Origin of the sequence: Microvirga sp. KLBC 81 (assembly GCF_003075415.1) — a bacterium.
Lineage (GTDB): Bacteria > Pseudomonadota > Alphaproteobacteria > Rhizobiales > Beijerinckiaceae > Microvirga.
In genome coordinates, this window is sequence record NZ_QDAH01000051.1 from 1 (window position 1) to 16790 (window position 16790).

General features: G+C 62.1%; 17 protein-coding genes. 13 read left to right on the forward strand and 4 right to left on the reverse strand.

Features of this window, described 5'->3' with window-relative positions; genetic code table 11:
* Window positions 1-273 precede the first annotated feature (273 nt).
* The 5 genes from DC522_RS23440 to pdhA all read left to right on the forward strand — a co-directional run bounded on the left by DC522_RS23440 (window position 274) and on the right by pdhA (window position 4761).
* Window positions 274-738, forward strand: coding sequence for a cupin domain-containing protein (locus DC522_RS23440; protein WP_371680329.1), 465 nt, complete (start codon window positions 274-276; stop codon window positions 736-738).
* An 11-nt stretch (window positions 739-749) separates the two neighbouring features.
* Window positions 750-1214, forward strand: coding sequence for a carboxymuconolactone decarboxylase family protein (locus DC522_RS23445; protein ID WP_116531033.1), 465 nt, complete (start codon window positions 750-752; stop codon window positions 1212-1214).
* Between the two features lie 94 nt (window positions 1215-1308).
* Entirely contained in the window at window positions 1309-2244 is a 936-nt protein-coding gene (locus DC522_RS23450) for an NADP-dependent oxidoreductase (RefSeq protein ID WP_116531073.1), read from the forward strand.
* 174 nt (window positions 2245-2418) lie between these two features.
* Window positions 2419-3714, forward strand: coding sequence for an NADH-quinone oxidoreductase subunit NuoF (gene nuoF / locus DC522_RS23455; protein WP_116531034.1), 1296 nt, complete (start codon window positions 2419-2421; stop codon window positions 3712-3714).
* 69 nt (window positions 3715-3783) lie between these two features.
* Window positions 3784-4761: a pyruvate dehydrogenase (acetyl-transferring) E1 component subunit alpha gene (gene pdhA, locus DC522_RS23460; RefSeq protein WP_116531035.1), complete on the forward strand. Its 978-nt coding sequence runs from the start codon at window positions 3784-3786 to the stop codon at window positions 4759-4761.
* Between the two features lie 150 nt (window positions 4762-4911).
* On the opposite strand, the gene DC522_RS23465 is transcribed toward pdhA, so the two are convergent.
* Window positions 4912-5325 (reverse strand): putative quinol monooxygenase, encoded by a 414-nt coding sequence (locus tag DC522_RS23465; RefSeq protein WP_116531036.1) that lies wholly within the window; start codon window positions 5323-5325, stop codon window positions 4912-4914.
* 347 nt (window positions 5326-5672) lie between these two features.
* Entirely contained in the window at window positions 5673-6137 is a 465-nt protein-coding gene (locus DC522_RS23470; RefSeq protein WP_116531037.1) for a DUF6130 family protein, read from the reverse strand.
* Window positions 6138-6729: 592 nt separating this feature from the next.
* Between DC522_RS23470 and DC522_RS23475 the strand changes: the two genes are divergently transcribed.
* The 3 genes from DC522_RS23475 (at window position 6730) to trxB (ending at window position 9366) form a co-directional block, all read left to right on the forward strand.
* Entirely contained in the window at window positions 6730-7956 is a 1227-nt protein-coding gene (locus DC522_RS23475) for a bifunctional alpha/beta hydrolase/OsmC family protein (protein ID WP_116531038.1), read from the forward strand.
* Window positions 7957-8142: 186 nt separating this feature from the next.
* Window positions 8143-8280, forward strand: coding sequence for a DUF1127 domain-containing protein (locus tag DC522_RS23480; RefSeq protein ID WP_116531039.1), 138 nt, complete (start codon window positions 8143-8145; stop codon window positions 8278-8280).
* An 81-nt stretch (window positions 8281-8361) separates the two neighbouring features.
* Window positions 8362-9366 carry a thioredoxin-disulfide reductase gene (trxB, locus tag DC522_RS23485; RefSeq protein WP_116531040.1) on the forward strand — a complete coding sequence of 335 codons (1005 nt, stop codon included), beginning with the start codon at window positions 8362-8364 and terminating at the stop codon, window positions 9364-9366.
* Window positions 9367-9573: 207 nt separating this feature from the next.
* Here trxB and DC522_RS34360 read toward each other — a convergent pair whose 3' ends face one another.
* Complete coding sequence (locus tag DC522_RS34360) at window positions 9574-9837, reverse strand: hypothetical protein (protein WP_133239352.1); 264 nt, start codon at window positions 9835-9837, stop codon at window positions 9574-9576.
* Window positions 9838-9903: 66 nt separating this feature from the next.
* Here DC522_RS34360 and DC522_RS23495 point away from each other — a divergent pair, with 66 nt between their 5' ends.
* Entirely contained in the window at window positions 9904-11355 is a 1452-nt protein-coding gene (locus DC522_RS23495; protein WP_116531074.1) for a PLP-dependent aminotransferase family protein, read from the forward strand.
* A 127-nt stretch (window positions 11356-11482) separates the two neighbouring features.
* Here the strand turns inward: DC522_RS23495 and DC522_RS23500 are convergent, their stop codons facing one another.
* The gene (locus DC522_RS23500; protein WP_116531042.1) at window positions 11483-12940 is read right to left on the reverse strand and encodes an amidase family protein; all 1458 of its coding nucleotides are present in this window, start codon (window positions 12938-12940) and stop codon (window positions 11483-11485) included.
* 568 nt (window positions 12941-13508) lie between these two features.
* Here DC522_RS23500 and DC522_RS23505 point away from each other — a divergent pair.
* The 4 genes from DC522_RS23505 (at window position 13509) to DC522_RS23520 (ending at window position 16771) form a co-directional block, all read left to right on the forward strand.
* Window positions 13509-14429, forward strand: a complete 921-nt coding sequence (locus tag DC522_RS23505) for a LysR family transcriptional regulator (protein ID WP_116531043.1) — start codon at window positions 13509-13511, stop codon at window positions 14427-14429.
* Window positions 14430-14796: 367 nt separating this feature from the next.
* Entirely contained in the window at window positions 14797-15507 is a 711-nt protein-coding gene (locus DC522_RS23510; protein ID WP_116531044.1) for an SDR family NAD(P)-dependent oxidoreductase, read from the forward strand.
* A gap of 60 nt (window positions 15508-15567) precedes the next feature.
* Window positions 15568-15804: a 4-oxalocrotonate tautomerase family protein gene (locus DC522_RS23515; protein ID WP_116531045.1), complete on the forward strand. Its 237-nt coding sequence runs from the start codon at window positions 15568-15570 to the stop codon at window positions 15802-15804.
* A 124-nt stretch (window positions 15805-15928) separates the two neighbouring features.
* Entirely contained in the window at window positions 15929-16771 is an 843-nt protein-coding gene (locus DC522_RS23520; RefSeq protein ID WP_116531046.1) for an SDR family oxidoreductase, read from the forward strand.
* The last annotated feature ends 19 nt before the right edge of the window (window positions 16772-16790 follow it).

Below are 16790 nucleotides of genomic sequence, written 5' to 3' on the forward strand. Positions count from 1 at the left end.
CTGGAGCGCGGCGCCGGCGAGCGCGGGCCCGCCCCGGCCGACCTGCAGAACCCGACCGAGACAACCGGCGGAACGGCCGGACAGCCGTGACAACCGCACTCTGGAGGGTCGGGACATGGCGTTCCACCTTCCAGCCCGGGCAGGTTCCGTCATGGCGCCTGATCGGCCGATGGTACAGTCTTTTCGCTCATTCTTGGGCCTGTTTTGCAGCCGATGACGGCGGCAGGATCGCCTCATTCCCGATCCCAGCATGAGGACAAGACCATGAGGATGATCAAGTTAACCAGTTTCATCGGCGCCGCCGGCATTGCAGTCGCACTCGCCAGTACTACCGTGTCCGCCCACGGGCCGGAGCAGAAGACGGTGATCCCTGTCTCCCAGAAAAAGGAAGTGCCGGGGTTCGACGAGACGGTGAAGCCCGTCTTCGAGCGCGCCATTCCGAACATCCCGGGCAAGAACCTGATCGCTGTTGAGGTGACCTACCCGCCAGGCGGCAAGTCGGCGCCGCATCTCCATGCCAAGTCTGCCTTTGTCTACGCCCACGTGCTGTCCGGCGCCATCCGCAGCCAGGTCGATGCCGAGCCCGCCAAGGTCTACCAAGTCGGCGAAGGCTTCTACGAGAACCCCGGCTCGCACCACAGGATCAGCGAGAACGCCAGCGCCAGCGAACCCGCCAGCCTGCTCGCCGTCTTTGTCACCGATCCCACAGACACCCTGACCATCCCGGAACAGAAGTAAGGATCGCGACCATGACCCAGCGCATGAACTATGCCGCCGCCGCCCCGGGCGGCATGAAGGCTCTCGGCTCCGTCTACAGCTACGTGGCCCAGAGCGGCTTGCCGGCCACCCTGATCGAACTCGTCTACCTTCGCGTGTCACAGATCAACGGCTGCGCCTACTGCATCGACATGCACAGCCGCGACCTGCTCAAGGCCGGCGTGCCGATCGAGAAGCTCGTCCTCGTCCCGGCCTGGGACGAGGCCGGATCCCTGTTCAGCGAGCAGGAGAAGGCGGCGCTGGCGTGGGCCGAGGTGGTCACCCGGGTCAGCGACACGCATGTGCCCGAGGCGGCCTATGCCGAGGCCCGCGCCACCTTCAGCGAAAAGCAGCTTGCCGACCTGACGATCGCCATCGGCCTGATGAACGCCTTCAACCGCCTGGCGATCAGCTTCCGCGTTCCGCCGCTCGCCGCAACTTCAGCCGCAGCGGCGTGAGCACTGCCAGGACGCGCCAGACAGATGCAAGGAGATCCAGATGGGCACCAACAGCATCGTCCATGACGCCGGTCAGGACCAAACACAATCGTCCATGATGGCCTGGCGTGTGCATGAGTTCGGCCCTCCCGAGACCATGCAGTTCGAGCGCGTTCTCGTGCCCAGTCCCGGCCCCGGCGAAGTTCTTGTCAAGGTGTACGCCGCCGGGGTTGGCCCGTGGGACGGTTGGATCAGGGCCGGAAGGAGCGCCCTGCCCCAACCTCTCCCCCTCACCTTGGGTTCAGACCTGGCGGGCGAGGTCCAAGCCGTCGGGCCGGACGTCATCGACCCGCACGTCGGCGACCAAGTTTATGGTGTCACGAACTCACGCTTCATCGGGGCCTACGCCGAATATGCGCTGGCGTCGGCAGCGATGATCGCGCGAAAGCCGGCCTCGATTGATTACATCGAAGCCGCCTCTGTTCCTGTCATTGCCGTGACGGCTTGGCAGGGGCTGTTCGATCAGGCGCAGCTCAAGGCCGGCCAGACGGTGCTCATCCACGGGGCAGCCGGCAATGTGGGAGCCTACGCGGTGCAACTCGCCCGCCGCGCCGGCATCCGAACCATCGCGACGGCCGCCACTGACGACGTTGCATTCGTGCGCGAGCTCGGGGCAGACACGGTGGTTGACTTCCAGACCGAGCGGTTTGAGGACGCGGCCCGGGATGTGGACGCGGTCCTCGATCTGGTCGGCGGCGAAACGCAAAAGCGTTCATTCCAAGTCCTGCGTCGCGGCGGCAAATTGATCTCGGCCGTCTCCCAGCCGGATCAGGACTTGGCAAAGAGCCACGGCGTCGATGCGACCTTCTTCCTGGTCAACGTCACAACCCGGCACCTGACGGAGATTGCAGGCCTGATCGACAGTGGCGATCTGAGAATACGGGTAGGCACAGTCATTCCCCTTGCTGATGCACGCGAGGCTCATCTCATTATGGAAGGCATCCGCCGTCCGCCGAAGGGAAAGATCGTTCTCGCCGTTGACACCAAGTGAACGATCACGAACGGCCGACGGGCCACGCGACCGAAAATTCACGCCGTGAGCATGCGGTCGGGCGGCACCGGAGGAGAAGATGAAGCGCAGTCCCTTGGGTGATCGGGTTACCATCGCGCCAGAATGGTCGCTCGGTCCTCATGGTGGCTTCGGACGATAAGCGGAGAACTGGTTATGCTCAGCGACAGGGACCGGATTTTCACGAACCTCTATGGGTTCCACGATTGGCGACTCGCCGTTGCACGGATGCGTGGAGATTGGGACGGTACGTCAGTTCTGCTTGCGCGGGGACGGGACTGGATCGTTGATGAGATCAAGGCGTCGGGGCTCCGCGGACGCGGCGGCGCGGGATTTGCAACGGGGCTGAAATGGTCCTTCATGCCGAAGTCATCCGATCATCTGCCCAGCTACCTCGTTGTCAACGCCGACGAGTCCGAGCCGGGAACCTGCAAGGACCGCGAAATCCTCCGCAATGATCCTCACAAACTGGTGGAAGGCTGCTTGCTCGCGTCGTTCGCCATCGGCGCGCATACTTGTTACATCTATGTTCGTGGCGAGTTTGCTGAGGAAACCTCTCATCTCCAGCAAGCCATCGACGAGGCCTACCAGGCTGGTTTGATCGGCCTTAACGCCTGTGGTTCCGGGTGGGACTTTCATCTTCACCTTCATCGTGGGGCCGGCGCCTATATTGCCGGGGAAGAGACAGGTCTGCTCGAGAGCCTCGAAGGAAAAAAGGCGATGCCCCGGATGAAGCCGCCTTTTCCGGCGGCGATCGGGCTGTACGGCTGCCCGACAACGGTGAACAACGTCGAGACCATCGCGACAGTGCCGACGATCTTGCGACGGGGGGCCGCCTGGTTTGCAGGCTTTGGTCGACCGAATAACGCAGGCACCAAGATATTTTCGATCTCCGGCCATGTGAACAGGCCGTGCAATGTCGAGGAAGAGATGAGCATCCCGTTGCGCGAACTGATTGACACCCATGCGGGTGGAGTGCGTGGAGGGTGGGACAACCTTCTGGCGGTCATTCCGGGGGGTGGTTCGATGCCGCTCGTGCCGAAGAGTCTATGCGATACGTTGCTGATGGACTTCGACAGCCTCCGCGACGTCAAAAGCGGATTGGGCACCGCCGCTATCGTCGTCATGGACAAGTCGACGGACCTGATCGCCGCCATCGCTCGCCTGAGCGCGTTCTTCAAGCACGAAAGCTGCGGCCAGTGCACCCCCTGCCGGGAAGGCACAGGGTGGGTGATGCGAGTCATGTATCGAATGGTCGAAGGCCGCGCCGATCCGGAAGAGATCGATTTGCTGGAGCGAGTAACGCGCCAGATGGAGGGCCATACGATTTGCGCGTTTGGTGACGCGGCCGCCTGGCCTGTGCAGGGACTTATCCGCCACTTTCGCCCAATGATGCTGGAGCGGATTGCATTGTACCAGCGTGAGCACCAGCCAGCTCTCGCAGCGGAGTAATTCGGCCGCCCCGTGCCGGAGGCCTCAATTCAATGACGTTGAACTGGCACCAGACGTTGGGAGAACATCATGGCACCGAAATTCAACAGGGATCAGGAATCGCACGCGTATCGCGAGATGCTGCTGATCCGCCGCTTCGAGGAGAGGGTCGGTCAGATGTACGGCATGGGCCTCATCCGAGGGTTCTGCCATCTCTATATCGGCCAGGAAGCCATTGTCGTCGGCATGCAGATGGCCACGAAGGAAGGTGACCAAATGATCACCGGCTATCGCGATCACGGCCACATGCTGTCCTGCGGCATGGATGCGAAAGGCGTCATGGCCGAGCTGACAGGCCGCCGTGGCGGCCTGTCAAAGGGCAAGGGCGGCTCCATGCACATGTTCTCCAAGGAAAAGCATTTCTATGGCGGCCACGGCATCGTCGGCTCGCAGGTCTCACTTGGCACCGGCATCGCGTTTGCCAATCGCTACCGCGAGAACGGCAATGTCTGCCTGACCTATTTCGGCGAAGGTGCGGCCAACCAGGGCCAAGTTTCCGAGAGTTTCAACATGGCGGCTGTCTGGAAGCTGCCGGTGGTCTACGTGATCGAGAACAACCGCTACGCCATGGGCACGGAGATGACCCGTGCCTCGGCCCAGACGGATTTCTCGAAGCGCGGCGTGTCCTTCGGCATTCCGGGCGAGCAGGTGGACGGCATGGATGTCCGCGCGGTCTACGCCGCCGGCCAGCGCGCCATCGACTACGCCCGCTCCGGCAAGGGCCCGTACATCCTCGAAATGCTGGCCTACCGCTATCGCGGCCATTCCATGTCCGATCCGGCGAAGTACCGCACGAGGGACGAAGTGGATCAGATACGCGAGGAACGCGATCCGATCGAGCAGGTGCGCCGCCGTCTGCTGGAGAGCTGGAAGCTGTCGGAAGACGAGCTGAAGGCGATCGACGGCCGGGTGCGCGAGATCGTCAACGAGGCGGCCGAGTTCGCCACGCACGATCCGGAGCCCGACACATCCGAGCTCTACACCGACATCCTTCTCTCGGCACGTTGAAGGCTATGTCGCAAACGGACTGCTTCAGAGTTTCAGCTGCCGTGAAGACACTGTTGCACCAACTTTTTGAAGCACGAACTGAAGCATGTTCACCCAACTCGGGAGCTGCTAGATCCTGTGGCTCGACACGTTCATGCAACAGAGGTGGCTCTACGCTAAGGCTTCGAATAGCTTCACTTCGACCGGCCCTGCTGCCAGGGATTGGATATCAACGGACCACTGCTTCGTGTGCGGGGCTGCTTTATGGGCTTCGAACGCTGCGGCGCTCTCGAAGATCTCATAGAACACCAGGAGGCCCGGCTCTTCTAAACCCTGGTGAGCCTGGCACAGGAGATTTCCTGCTTCCTGTCGCACCTTCGGGACCAGAGCCTCAGTCAGCCGAATGAGTTCAGCTTCTTTGCCGCCGCGCGCCCGAACAGATGCAACGACCGTGACGGCTCCTTTCGGAAGCGTCACCGTTTGAGCAGCATGAGCTGCCGGTGGCGCTGACAATCCGGCGGCCGCTACCGCCAGGCCAAGCTTTGCGACAAGGCTGCGCCGATCCATTTGCAGATTGTTTTTCATGGAACCCCCATTGGATCCAGGTTCAGAGCAATACAAATTCTTATCATCACGGGTGGGGCGGATCGCCCTTATGCACGTGATCGAGCCTCAGTCATTCTACTCCTGTCGGGTGTCTTTCCATTGTCACGGCTTTGCGAAATTGCGCCGCGACTGCCCAGAAATGCTGGAAAACCATTGATTGCCAGCGGCCGCACCCCGGTATCGTCGCAGTAACGGGCGTTCAGCAGAAACAGCCTCCTCAGCCTCTCACGCCGAACGCAGCGGTTTGACACTCGGCGTGAGAGTTCGGATTCCACGCCGAGCTTGTTCTTTGTCGCCCTGGTTCTCGTGCAGAGCCTTCGCAATTCTCAGTGTTTGTGAGGAGTTGCAGTGTCAGGAATGGTGAACGTATGAGTGACCACCTGTCCGGGGAAGACGTTGTGGTTGGCGTCGACCAACTGGATCTTCACCTTGTGCGGGCCGGGCGGTAGCCCGGCGATGTCGACCGTGTTGTTGTCGCTCGCATCCGCCCACCACCAGGGCAGGTCGTCGACAATAACGTGCAGATGCCCAATACGAGGGGATGCGTTAAGAGCGCCCGCCCCGAACACTGGTACGATGCGCAGGTTCTCCACCCGGTACTGGGCCCAGTAGACGCCTATGGCCAGCCCCTCGGGAAGCGGGGGGTCCACGATCAGCTTGGGTGCGGGCTCGTTCTCGACGGCGACGTACGGTGAAGGGCCGCGGATCTCCCTCGCGCTCTGGGCGAAGGCGCTCGTAGCGAGCACGGCGGCCGCCGCGGCCGCGGCAAGCGTCCTGATGACTTTAGTCATTTCAGTCTCTCCTTTGATCAACAGAAAAAGCCATTGGCCTCATGGAATGGCTCGTGACGGGGCATGACATGGGCGTGTCCGGAGGGGGACCGAATAGCCGGATCCTGGAAGGCACCCTTTCACCTCGTGAGCGAATGGCTCTCGCGTGATCACCCCTGTCGCGGGCGCAGTCGCTGGATCGGTTCGTGGGGCACACGACGCGTTCCAGGACCAGCTGAGCGCCCCCGCGATCGATCCCTGCCCGTCCATTGGCCGCGTGGACGGTCCGTTCCCACGAAGCCGCTCAAGGTGAAATACCCGCCCGCAAGCGGGCGCCCGATCGCTTCGTCAGGGGAAACAGATCTGTATCTGTATGGCTCTGCTCCCTCCAGGGGCAAGCCGGTCCCGCGCGCCAGGGATGAGACATCTGAACGACCCTCTTCATACCGCCATCATCTTTTTCACGCACGGGGCTTGAAAAACGATACAGATCTGTATACCTCCCTCGATATCGATACAGATCGGTACTGATTTTTTGGCCGTAATGTCGCTCGGACTGGCGCGACCGTTCCGAATCCAGGAACCGCGTCGCACATGCTGACAGGAGAGTAAGATGCAAAGCCTCAAGGTAGCCTTTCCGGGATCAGGCGGTGATCAGCTTGCCGCTCGGCTCGAACTCCCGCTCGGCCAGATCCGGTCCTACGCGATCTTCGCCCATTGCTTCACCTGCTCGAAAGACCTCTTCGCCTCTCGGCGGATCGCGTCCGAGCTCGCCAAGCGGGGCATTGCGGTTCTGCGTTTCGACTTCACCGGCCTTGGTGCGTCGAGCGGAGAGTTCGCCAACAGCAACTTCTCCTCCAATGTAGAGGACCTCCGGCGAGCGGCCCATTATCTCGCCGAACATTTCGGTCCCGCCGAACTCCTGATCGGCCACTCGCTCGGGGGCGCCGCTGTACTGGCGGTGGCTGCGGACCTGCCCGAAGTCCGGGCGGTGGTGACGATCGGGGCGCCGGCTGATCCAGAGCACGTGATCCACAACTTCCGCACGCATGTCGCCGTCATCGAAAGCCACGGTGAGGCTGAGGTGGAACTCGCCGGACGTCACTTCACCATCCGGCGGCAGTTTCTCGACGACGTGCGCAGGCAGCATCTCGAAGCCAAGATCCACGACCTTGGCCGGCCATTGCTCGTCCTGCATGCTCCCGGCGACGAGATCGTCGGGATCGAGAATGCCAGGCGCATCGTTGCGGCCGCGCGGCACCCGAAGAGCTTCATCTCCCTTGACGGTGCCGACCATCTCCTGACCCGCCACGAAGATGCGGCCTTCGTCGCCGAGGTCGTCAGCGCCTGGTACGGGCGGTATTTGCCGAAGCGGTCGAGTGCAGGGCCGGCTGCCCATCACGATAGCGTCCTCGTCCGTGCGTCGGGAGCAGGCCGCTTCCAGCAGATCGTCGAAGCCAAGCGGCACCGACTGCTTGCCGATGAGCCTGAGAGCTACGGCGGCTTGGACACTGGACCCAGTCCTTACGACTTCGTGTCGGCGGCGCTCGGTGCCTGCACGTCGATGACGCTTCAGCTTTATGCCGAGCGCAAGGGATGGCAGCTTCCGCCGTACACGGTCGAGGTGCGGCACGCCAAGGTTCATGCTGACGACTGCACCAGTTGCGCGGATAGGCGAAGCGGCAAGATCGATCAGTTCGAGCGTCGGATCACCTTCGAAGCCGATCCTGGGCCTGCGGTGACGGAGAAGATCGCAGAGATCGCCGACAAGTGCTCGGTGCACCGGACTCTTGAGGCTCGCTCACATGTCGTGACGAAGGTCGAAACCTCGAATTCCTGATGCCATCGCGCGAGGATACCCTGATTGAGAACGAGGCGGATACGCTGCTGCGATCGAGCGGGCGATGGTACAGTTCTTTCACTCAATCTTAGACCTGTCTTGTAGCCCATCCCGCTGGCAGGATCGGCACCGTCAAAAGAAGCCATTGCTTCGGCTTCAACTTCGACTTCAAAAGGAGAATTCCCCATGTTCGTCGCTTTTCTTCTTTCCAGGATCAGTGCCTACCGGCGGTACCGCGCGTCCGTCCGTGAGCTGTCCCGTTTCTCCGACCGCGAACTCGTCGACCTCGGCATCTCCCGCTACGAGATCGATACCGCCGGGTAAATCTTCACATGTCGCAGGCGCGGCTCCCACGTCATTCGACGGGCGCTTGCCTTCGACCTCTTCGATTCTTGAGATCACACTATGACCACGCATCGCACCAAGGTCCTGATCATCGGGGCCGGACCGGCCGGCTATACCGCCGCCATCTACGCTGCTCGTGCCAACCGGAAACCACTCCTTGTGACAGGCCTGCAGCCTGGCGGCCAGCTCACCATCACGACGGATGTCGAGAACTACCCTGGGTTCGCGGATCCCGTTCAAGGACCATGGCTGATGGAGCAGATGCGGCAGCAGGCGGAGAATGTCGGCACCAATCTGGTGTACGACACCATCACCTCCGTTGATCTCTCCAGACGCCCGTTCCACGCCCAAGGTGACTCCGGCGATACGTACATCGCGGACGCCCTCATCATCGCAACGGGAGCCCAAGCCCGCTGGCTTGGTCTGCCCTCGGAGCAGATCTTCAACGGGTACGGGGTCTCAGCCTGCGCAACGTGCGATGGTTTCTTCTATCGAAATAAGGAAGTCGTCGTCGTGGGAGGCGGCAACACAGCCGTAGAGGAAGCGCTCTACCTGTCGAACCTTGCCTCCAAGGTCACAATCATCCATCGCCGTGATCGCTTCCGTGCGGAGCCAATCCTTCAGGACCGCCTCTTGGCCAAGCCGAATGTCGAGGTGGTCTGGAACCACGTCATCGACGAGGTGATCGGCAAACTGGAGCCGATGAAGTCGGTGACTGGCGTTCGGATCCGTGACGTGAACACGGGCGAGACGCAGGAACTCTCCACGGACGGCCTTTTCGTCGCCATCGGCCATGATCCCGCAACCAAGCTGTTCCGTGGTCAGCTTGAGATGGACGAAGCCGGCTACATCAAAGTCGGCTCCTGGTCGACGAGAACATCCGTCCCCGGGTGCATGGCGGCCGGCGACGTGATCGACCCGGTGTTCAGGCAGGCCATCAGCTCCGCCGGAATGGGGAGCATGGCGGCTTTGGAAGCCGATAAATTCCTTGCCGAGCATTCACCTGATCCGATCACCCGCCCGATCGAGAAGCGTGAAGAGCAGATGATCGGCGCGTGGGGCTAAAGCATCGATCCCAAAAGTGGACTTGCACCTTTGGGATCGATCCGATGCTCCGTTCATAGAGCAGCGCGTCGTTGATTGCGACCCGAAGGGCCGCCGACGCGGACCTCCGGTTCCGCACGATGCTCTAGGATCGAGCACGTATCAGCCAGTTCAGGCGAAGGCTGCATCGCCAAAGCAAGAGACGAGATGGGCACTGCGTGGCCCGTCTCAAGAGGGGGCAAACGAGACCCGGCCAACGTGTTGAACCGCGCCTTGAGCCGGGCATGTCATAGCCATCGTCGAGCGATCTATGTTTCGGGCCAGCTCAGCCACGATGACGAAGGCAATCTGGCTGGCTCCCATCGATGCATCCAGAAAGAATACGGATGGATCGACCATGGAACTGCATACCCGCAGCACCTGTGCCAACGTCGTCAAGTTGTTGGCTAATTTCGGCGCGACGCTGAATAATGTGGTCGAGATCAGCTTCACGGTTGCCCTGCCGAGCTGGCGTCCGGCGACTGTCTCTATCTTCCGATGCAAAGATAGGTGAACCCGATGAACACACTGCCTTTCAGCATTGATCGAGACGCCAAGGCATCGCTCTCGTCCCAGATCTACACGGGCCTCCGCGACGCCATCCACCAAGGGACCCTCACCCAGGGCGCACGGTTGCCGTCCTGGCGTGACCTCGCAGTTCAGCTGGGGGTATCGCGAGGCACGGTTCGGGTCGTCTATGAGCGCCTGCTCGATGAGCAGCTTCTCGTCTCGCGCGGCGCCGGCGGCACATGGGTCTCAGAGGCACCGATTGCCCCGCGGGCATCGCCGGAGCGGTCGATCAACCATCCCTTTCCTGACTTCTTCCCGGATTTCAGCAACCGTCCTGCGACGTTCCAGATGGGCGTTCCCTCGCAGGACGCCTTTCCGTTCAAGTTATGGACCCGCATGATGCTGCGGAACGCCCGCACGGCGGCCCTGCATCCGGTCAGCTACCCGGACCCGCGGGGCGCCCCCGCGCTCCGGCAGGAGATCGCCTCATACCTGGCGATAGCCCGCGGCCTGCAGTGCACCGCCGACCAGGTGCTGGTGACGGCGGGCTTCGCCGGAGCCATCGGGATCGCCGTGCGAGCCCTGAAGCTGGAGGGTGCCAGCGCCTGGTTCGAGGATCCTGGATTTCCCCTGACGAGGAAGGCGCTCCAGATTGCGGGGTTGAACATCGTGCCGGTGCCGGTGGATGGCGAGGGCCTCGACGTCCGGCAAGGCATCTCGCTCTCCCTGCACGCCGCGCTCGCGGTCGTCACGCCGGGCCAGCAGGCCCCGCTCGGGATGACCATGACGCTCGCCCGGCGCAGGGCATTGCTCGATTGGGCGGCGCGCCATGAGGCCTACATCATCGAGGATGATTATTTGGGCGAACTGCAACTGCGGGGGCGGGCTGCACCGGCGCTGGCTTCCATCGACCAGGATCGTCGGGTACTGCATATCGGCACCTTCAGCAAGACCATCAGCCCGTCTCTGCGTCTGGGCTTCGCGGTTGTGCCGTCCCATCTGGCGCTGACATTCGCGGAGACCGCCGCCTGCCTTGCTCCCGCACCCAACGTTGCAGTCCAGCACACCGTCGCCGAGTTCATTCGCGAGGGACATTACCTGCGTCACCTGAGGAAGATGAAGCGCCTCTATGCCGCCCTGCAACAGAGGCTGGCCGACACGCTCCGCGAACTGGCGCCATCACGCTATGATGTGGATGCCCATGGCGGCTTTGCCGTGCGTCTTATCCTTCCTGATTACTATGATGATGTCGCAGTGTCGGAACGAGCCCTGCAATACGGCCTGGCGCCTGTGCCGCTATCACCGTGGTACCTGTCGGCGCCAGCGCCGCGAGGCTTGCTGCTGGGTGCCACGAACTATTCCGAGCGGACGCTGAGGAAGGACTGCATCAAGCTCCTGGAACTCGTTGAGGCAAGCGGAGGCGGCAGGCGTGAGCAGACGCGTTCGGAACAGCCAGGCTGAGCGCAAGATACGGATCTCATGCGGACATATGCTCGACTTGCCATTCTAGAAATCTTTCCAACTCAGTGCTGTGATGTGTAGGCTGTTGTTCATCCAGCCTACTATGGGTGGGGCCTACGCCGGTTCTTCAGACCGGTGATGACAGCGCGCCAACGGCTGCCTCCACACGACGTGCAAGGTCAAGGAGGCTCCTGTCACGACCGTGCGCGCCGTCGATCTCAAGGCCTATCGGTAGTCCGTTGCTGGACAGGCCCGTAGGAATGCTGATGCCCGGCAAACCCGCTAAGCTGGTAGGGACAGTGTGCCTGGCCAGAGCCAGGTCGCTGACCTCCTGATTCGCGATTAAGAACTTCGACTGATGCTCGATCAACGGCGCCGTGCGGGGAGTGGTTGGAAAGATAAGTGCCTCAGCCCCGCTGCGAGAAAATGCTTCTCGGAAGCGGCGCTGGATCTCCGAGCGATCGACAGATACCGCTGCCTCATATGCGTTCGCAGAAATAAATCCGGGCCCACTTGGCAGGACGACGTGCGCCCACGCTTCTTTTAGATTGGGTTTAAGTCCATTATGGATTTCGTCGAATGTAGCCGGAACGTTGTTGCGACGAATGAAGTCTGAGATGGCTTCCATCGTCTCATGGAAAAAGATGCTCCACGTCGCCGTCTCGGCGAGCGAGGAAAAGCCTTCTCCGAGATCGACCTCGACAACCTCGGCACCAGCTTCGCGTAGGCGCCGGACCGTGTCTTTGAAATGAGCCTCGATGTCGGGCTCGACCAGATCAAAATATTGCCGAGGCGCATAGGCGAATCTGACGCCCTTCAGGTCAGGCCGATCGGAGTGTGCGGTCGCTTCAGCCTTCGTGACGATTTGATCGATCAGTGCACAATCTTCAACGTTGCGCGCAAGCACGCCTGTTGTATCGAGGGTATGGGAGATCGGGGCGACCCCGTTACGCGGCCACCGCCCCGTCGTCGGCTTGAAGCCAACCACACCACAGAACGACGCAGGCACTCGGATCGAACCTACCGTATCGCCTCCTAAGGCCGCGGGCACGATCCGGGCCGCGACAGATGCGCCAGACCCGCTGGAGGAGCCCCCAGAGACATGATCACGGTTATGTGGGTTTTTCACCTGACCATAGAGGCTGTTGTTGCCGGTCAAGCCGTAGGACATCTCAACGAGGTTGTTTTTGCCAAAGACAATGCCACCGGCATCCTTGATCGCGCTAACGACGTCGGCGTCCTCGTCCGGTATGAAACCTTCCAAATTCCGCACTCCAAGCGTCGTGCGGAGTCCTTGGGTTAGATAACTGTCCTTGACCGCCAGCGGAACGCCCAGAAGGGGAGCAGTGGAACCAGCGGCGCGAGCCTTGTCCGCATCTCTGGCCGCAGCCAGCACAGCTGCCTCATCTATCGTGATGAAGGCATTTAGATCGGAGTGCGTCCGGGCGCGCTGGAGGAGCGCGGCCGTATATGATTCCGACGAGATGTCGCCGTTGCGAATGGCGGCAGCCGCTGCGACGACGCCAAGCCCTGCAAGCCCATATGCCTCTGGTTCCGACGCTGTAGTCTTGATGAGGCTAGTCATTGCAGTCTCTCCTTTGGATCAACGGAAAAAGCCATTGGCCTCATGGAATGGCTGGTGATGGACGTGAACATGGGCGCGATCGGAGAGGGACCGAATAGCCGGATCCTGGAAGACACCCTTTCACCTTGTGAGCGAATGGCTCCAGGGCTGCCCCGGGAACCAGCAACGATGTCATTCCCATGGGATTTCCCTTATTGCAGCTGTCGGATGCCGCCTGGACTGAGCGCCTGATCAATACGCTTCGGTGGCGATGTCACTCGCCCTAGAGAAGAAGTGCCCATGCGGTAGAGTCTCTACGCCCCCGAAGGACGGGCAGCGTGGCCACTTCCAGGCCGACTGGGACGGGCGTTTCACGATGAGGCAGGACAGCCTTGACCCTGCCCAGTCACGTGCGAACGCATAGGCACAGCCGGAGCAACTCTCATCCAATCAGATCCGGTGAGGGTGTGCGCAGAGCGCATCCCGTGGCGGGGCGACGAGGACCGCAGAATTGCCGCAAGGCGAGTGAATAGCTATGATTTGGCGGCCATTACTCCTCCGGCCGGAAGAATAAGGGGAGGACGAAGACGTGGACCGCCTCGACGCCATGAAAGTCTTTGTGGTGGCGCTCGACGAAGGCAGCCTCGCCGGCGCGAGCCGCAAACTCCGCCGCTCGCCGGCCGCAGTCAGCCGGGCCATTGCCTTCCTGGAGGAGCATGTCGGCGCCGAACTCCTTCACCGAACGACACGATCGCTCAAACTGAGCGAGGCGGGGGAGCGCTACGCTGCCGTCTGCCGGCGCGTGCTCACCGATCTTGAGGAGGCCGACCTGCTGGCGGCCGGCGAGCGCTCGGCCCCGCGTGGCACGCTCACCCTCACCGCGCCGGTGTTCATGGGCGAGACCGTGTTGTGCCCGATCCTCAACGCCTTCATGGATGCCTACCCGGCCGTATCAGTCCGTCTGTACCTGCTCGATCGGCCGGTGAACCTCATCGATGAGGGCGTCGACATTGCCCTGCGTATCGGGCAACTCGCCGACTCAAGCCTAGTAGCGACCCGGGTCGGCGAAATTCGGCGCGTTGTGGCGGCGGCACCGCGCTACCTCACCCAGAATCCCCGAATTGTGGAGCCGGCGGATCTTGCAAAACATCAAATCATCGCGTTCACAGACTTCGGGTTGGATTCCTGGAGCTTCCCGCCGCTTGATGGATCGTCTGTTCCCCACATCGTGCATTTCACACCACGGATCATCGTCAACAGCATCCGGGGAGCCATCGTCTCGGCCGTCAGCGGCCGCGGCGTGACGCGGATTTTCTCGTACCAAATTGCCGACCAGGTGCGCGAAGGGTCATTGGAGATCATTCTCAAGAATCATGATGACCGGCCTTTTCCTTTGCACTTGATTGCGCCCCAAGGGCGGCTCTCCGTGCCGAAAGTGCGTGCGTTTGTCGACTTGGCTGTCCCTCGGCTCCGGAGCCACTTCGCCCATGCGAGCCGCGACACTGGATGACTGCGCGACAGCCTTCTTGACGCTGAGATAATTCGGGGTTTCCGGGCGAAGACCCGCTGGGCCGTGCATGGGGTCAGCCACAAACGGCTCTCCCATCTGACTCGGCTTGTCAGTTTACAGCCGAGCAAGACCGGCCTGATCGAGAGGCTATGGTGGAGGATCGGTCGACCCTCCACGAGATGGCCCGCGCGCAACAATCCGCGGCCCAACGTCCTCACCGGCCTGCACTCTATCGCGCAACGAAAGAGTGTCTCTCGATTAGCGGCTATTCGCACCCGCATCGGACGAGGCTACCTCTGTTCCCAACAACGCTGCATGGCCCGACGGGCAGCAGCACCACCATCAGCAAGGACGAAGGAACTCTATCATGGGCATCGACAGAAAAGTCGCCATCATCACAGGCGCGTCGCAAGGCATCGGCGCCGCACTCGTCGACGGATATCTCGACCGCAACTACCGGGTGATCGCAACGGCGCGATCCGTCAAGCCGTCGAGCAACCCCGACGTTCTCGTCATCCCCGGCGACATTGCCGACCGGAAGACGGCGGAGCGGGCGATCGCCGAAGGTGTGGCTCGTTTCGGGCGCATCGACACGCTCGTCAACAATGCCGGCATCTTCATCGCCAAGCCGTTCACCGAGTATACCGAAGCCGACTTCACCGCGGTTCTGCGCACCAACACCGCCGGCTTCTTCCACATCACCCAGCTCGCGCTCGCCGAAATGGAGAAGCAGGGCAGCGGCCATATCGTGCAGATCACAACGAGTCTTGTCGACCACGCCATTGACGGCGTGCCTTCCGTACTCGCGTCGCTGACCAAGGGTGGCCTCAACGCGGCGACCAAGTCACTCGCGATCGAGTATGCCAGGCGCGGTATCCGGGTGAATGCCGTCTCACCCGGCATCATCAAGTCGTCGATGCACCCGGTCGAAACCCATGCGGCCTTCGGGGCTCTTCATCCGGTCGGGCACATGGGCGAGGTCTCCGACATCGTCGAGGCGGTCCTCTACCTCGAGACGGCCGGCTTTGTGACCGGCGAGATCCTCCACGTCGACGGCGGCCAGAGCGCCGGTCATTGACTCCACACCGGAGCGGGGGCTCTGGCCCGCGCTCCGGACACACTTGCAGGGAGAACCACAATGCCAATCGTGACGATCCAGGTTACCCGCGAGGGGACACAACCCGGCGTGAATTCCGTGACCGCCGAGGAGAAAGCCGCGCTCATCAAGGGCGTGAGTGAGTTGCTGCTCAACGTCCTGAACAAGCCCGTCGATTCCACCTTCGTGATCATCGAGGAGGTGGAGACGGATAACTGGGGCTGGGGCGGCCTTCCTGTGGCAGAGTTTCGCCGGCGAAGGAGCGGCGCGGCGGACTAAGAGGCATCGGTTCGGCGAGGCGCGCCCTCGCAGCCGACCAGGACAGGATGAGGACCTGCAACCCACGTTCATTGCGGCCGTGAAGATCCACGGCCGCTAGAACCCCAAGCATTAGGAGACACACATGAGCACACTGACCTCCCAGGGCACCGCCCTGATTACCGGCGCCTCGTCAGGCATCGGTGCCATCTATGCCGATCGCCTGGCCCGGCGCGGCTACGATCTGATCCTCGTGGCGCGAAACCAGAGCCGCCTCGAGGAGCTTGCGGCCCGCTTGCGCGACGAGACCGGCCGTTCGGTCGAGATCGTGCCCGCCGACCTGAACGACGAGGCCGATCTCCGTCGGGTCGAGACGGTCCTGCGGACGAACGACACGATCTCAATGCTCGTGAACAACGCCGGCATCGGCGGAGCGGCTCCGCTCCTGGCCTCCGATGTCGACGCGATGGACCGGATGATCCGGTTGAACGTCCTGGCGCTGACCCGCTTGACCTACGCGGCCGCACCGGCCTTCGTGGCGCGCGGCGGCGGTACGATCATCAACATTGCATCCATCGTCGCCATCTCGCCGGAAACCCTCAATGGAGTCTACGGCGGATCCAAGGCCTTCGTCCTGGCCTTCAGCCAGTCCCTCCAGCACGAACTGGCTGAGAAGGGCGTGCGAATCCAGGCGGTTCTGCCTGGCGCCACGGCGACGGAGTTCTGGGACGTCGCCGGACTACCGGTGAACAATCTCCCTGCGGAAATCGTCATGTCGGCGCAGGATCTGGTCGACGCCGCGCTCGCCGGTCTGGACCAAGGCGAGACGGTCACCATCCCCGCACTTGAAGATAAATCCGAGTGGGACGCCTACGACGCGGCCCGCCGGGCGATGGCCGGCAAGCTCTCAAGGACGAAGCCGGCCACCCGGTACAATGTGGGAAGTGAAAAGGGCAGCCGCGGCTCCTGGGAGCCTGCCCACTACTGACGCATCGTGCGGAACCGAA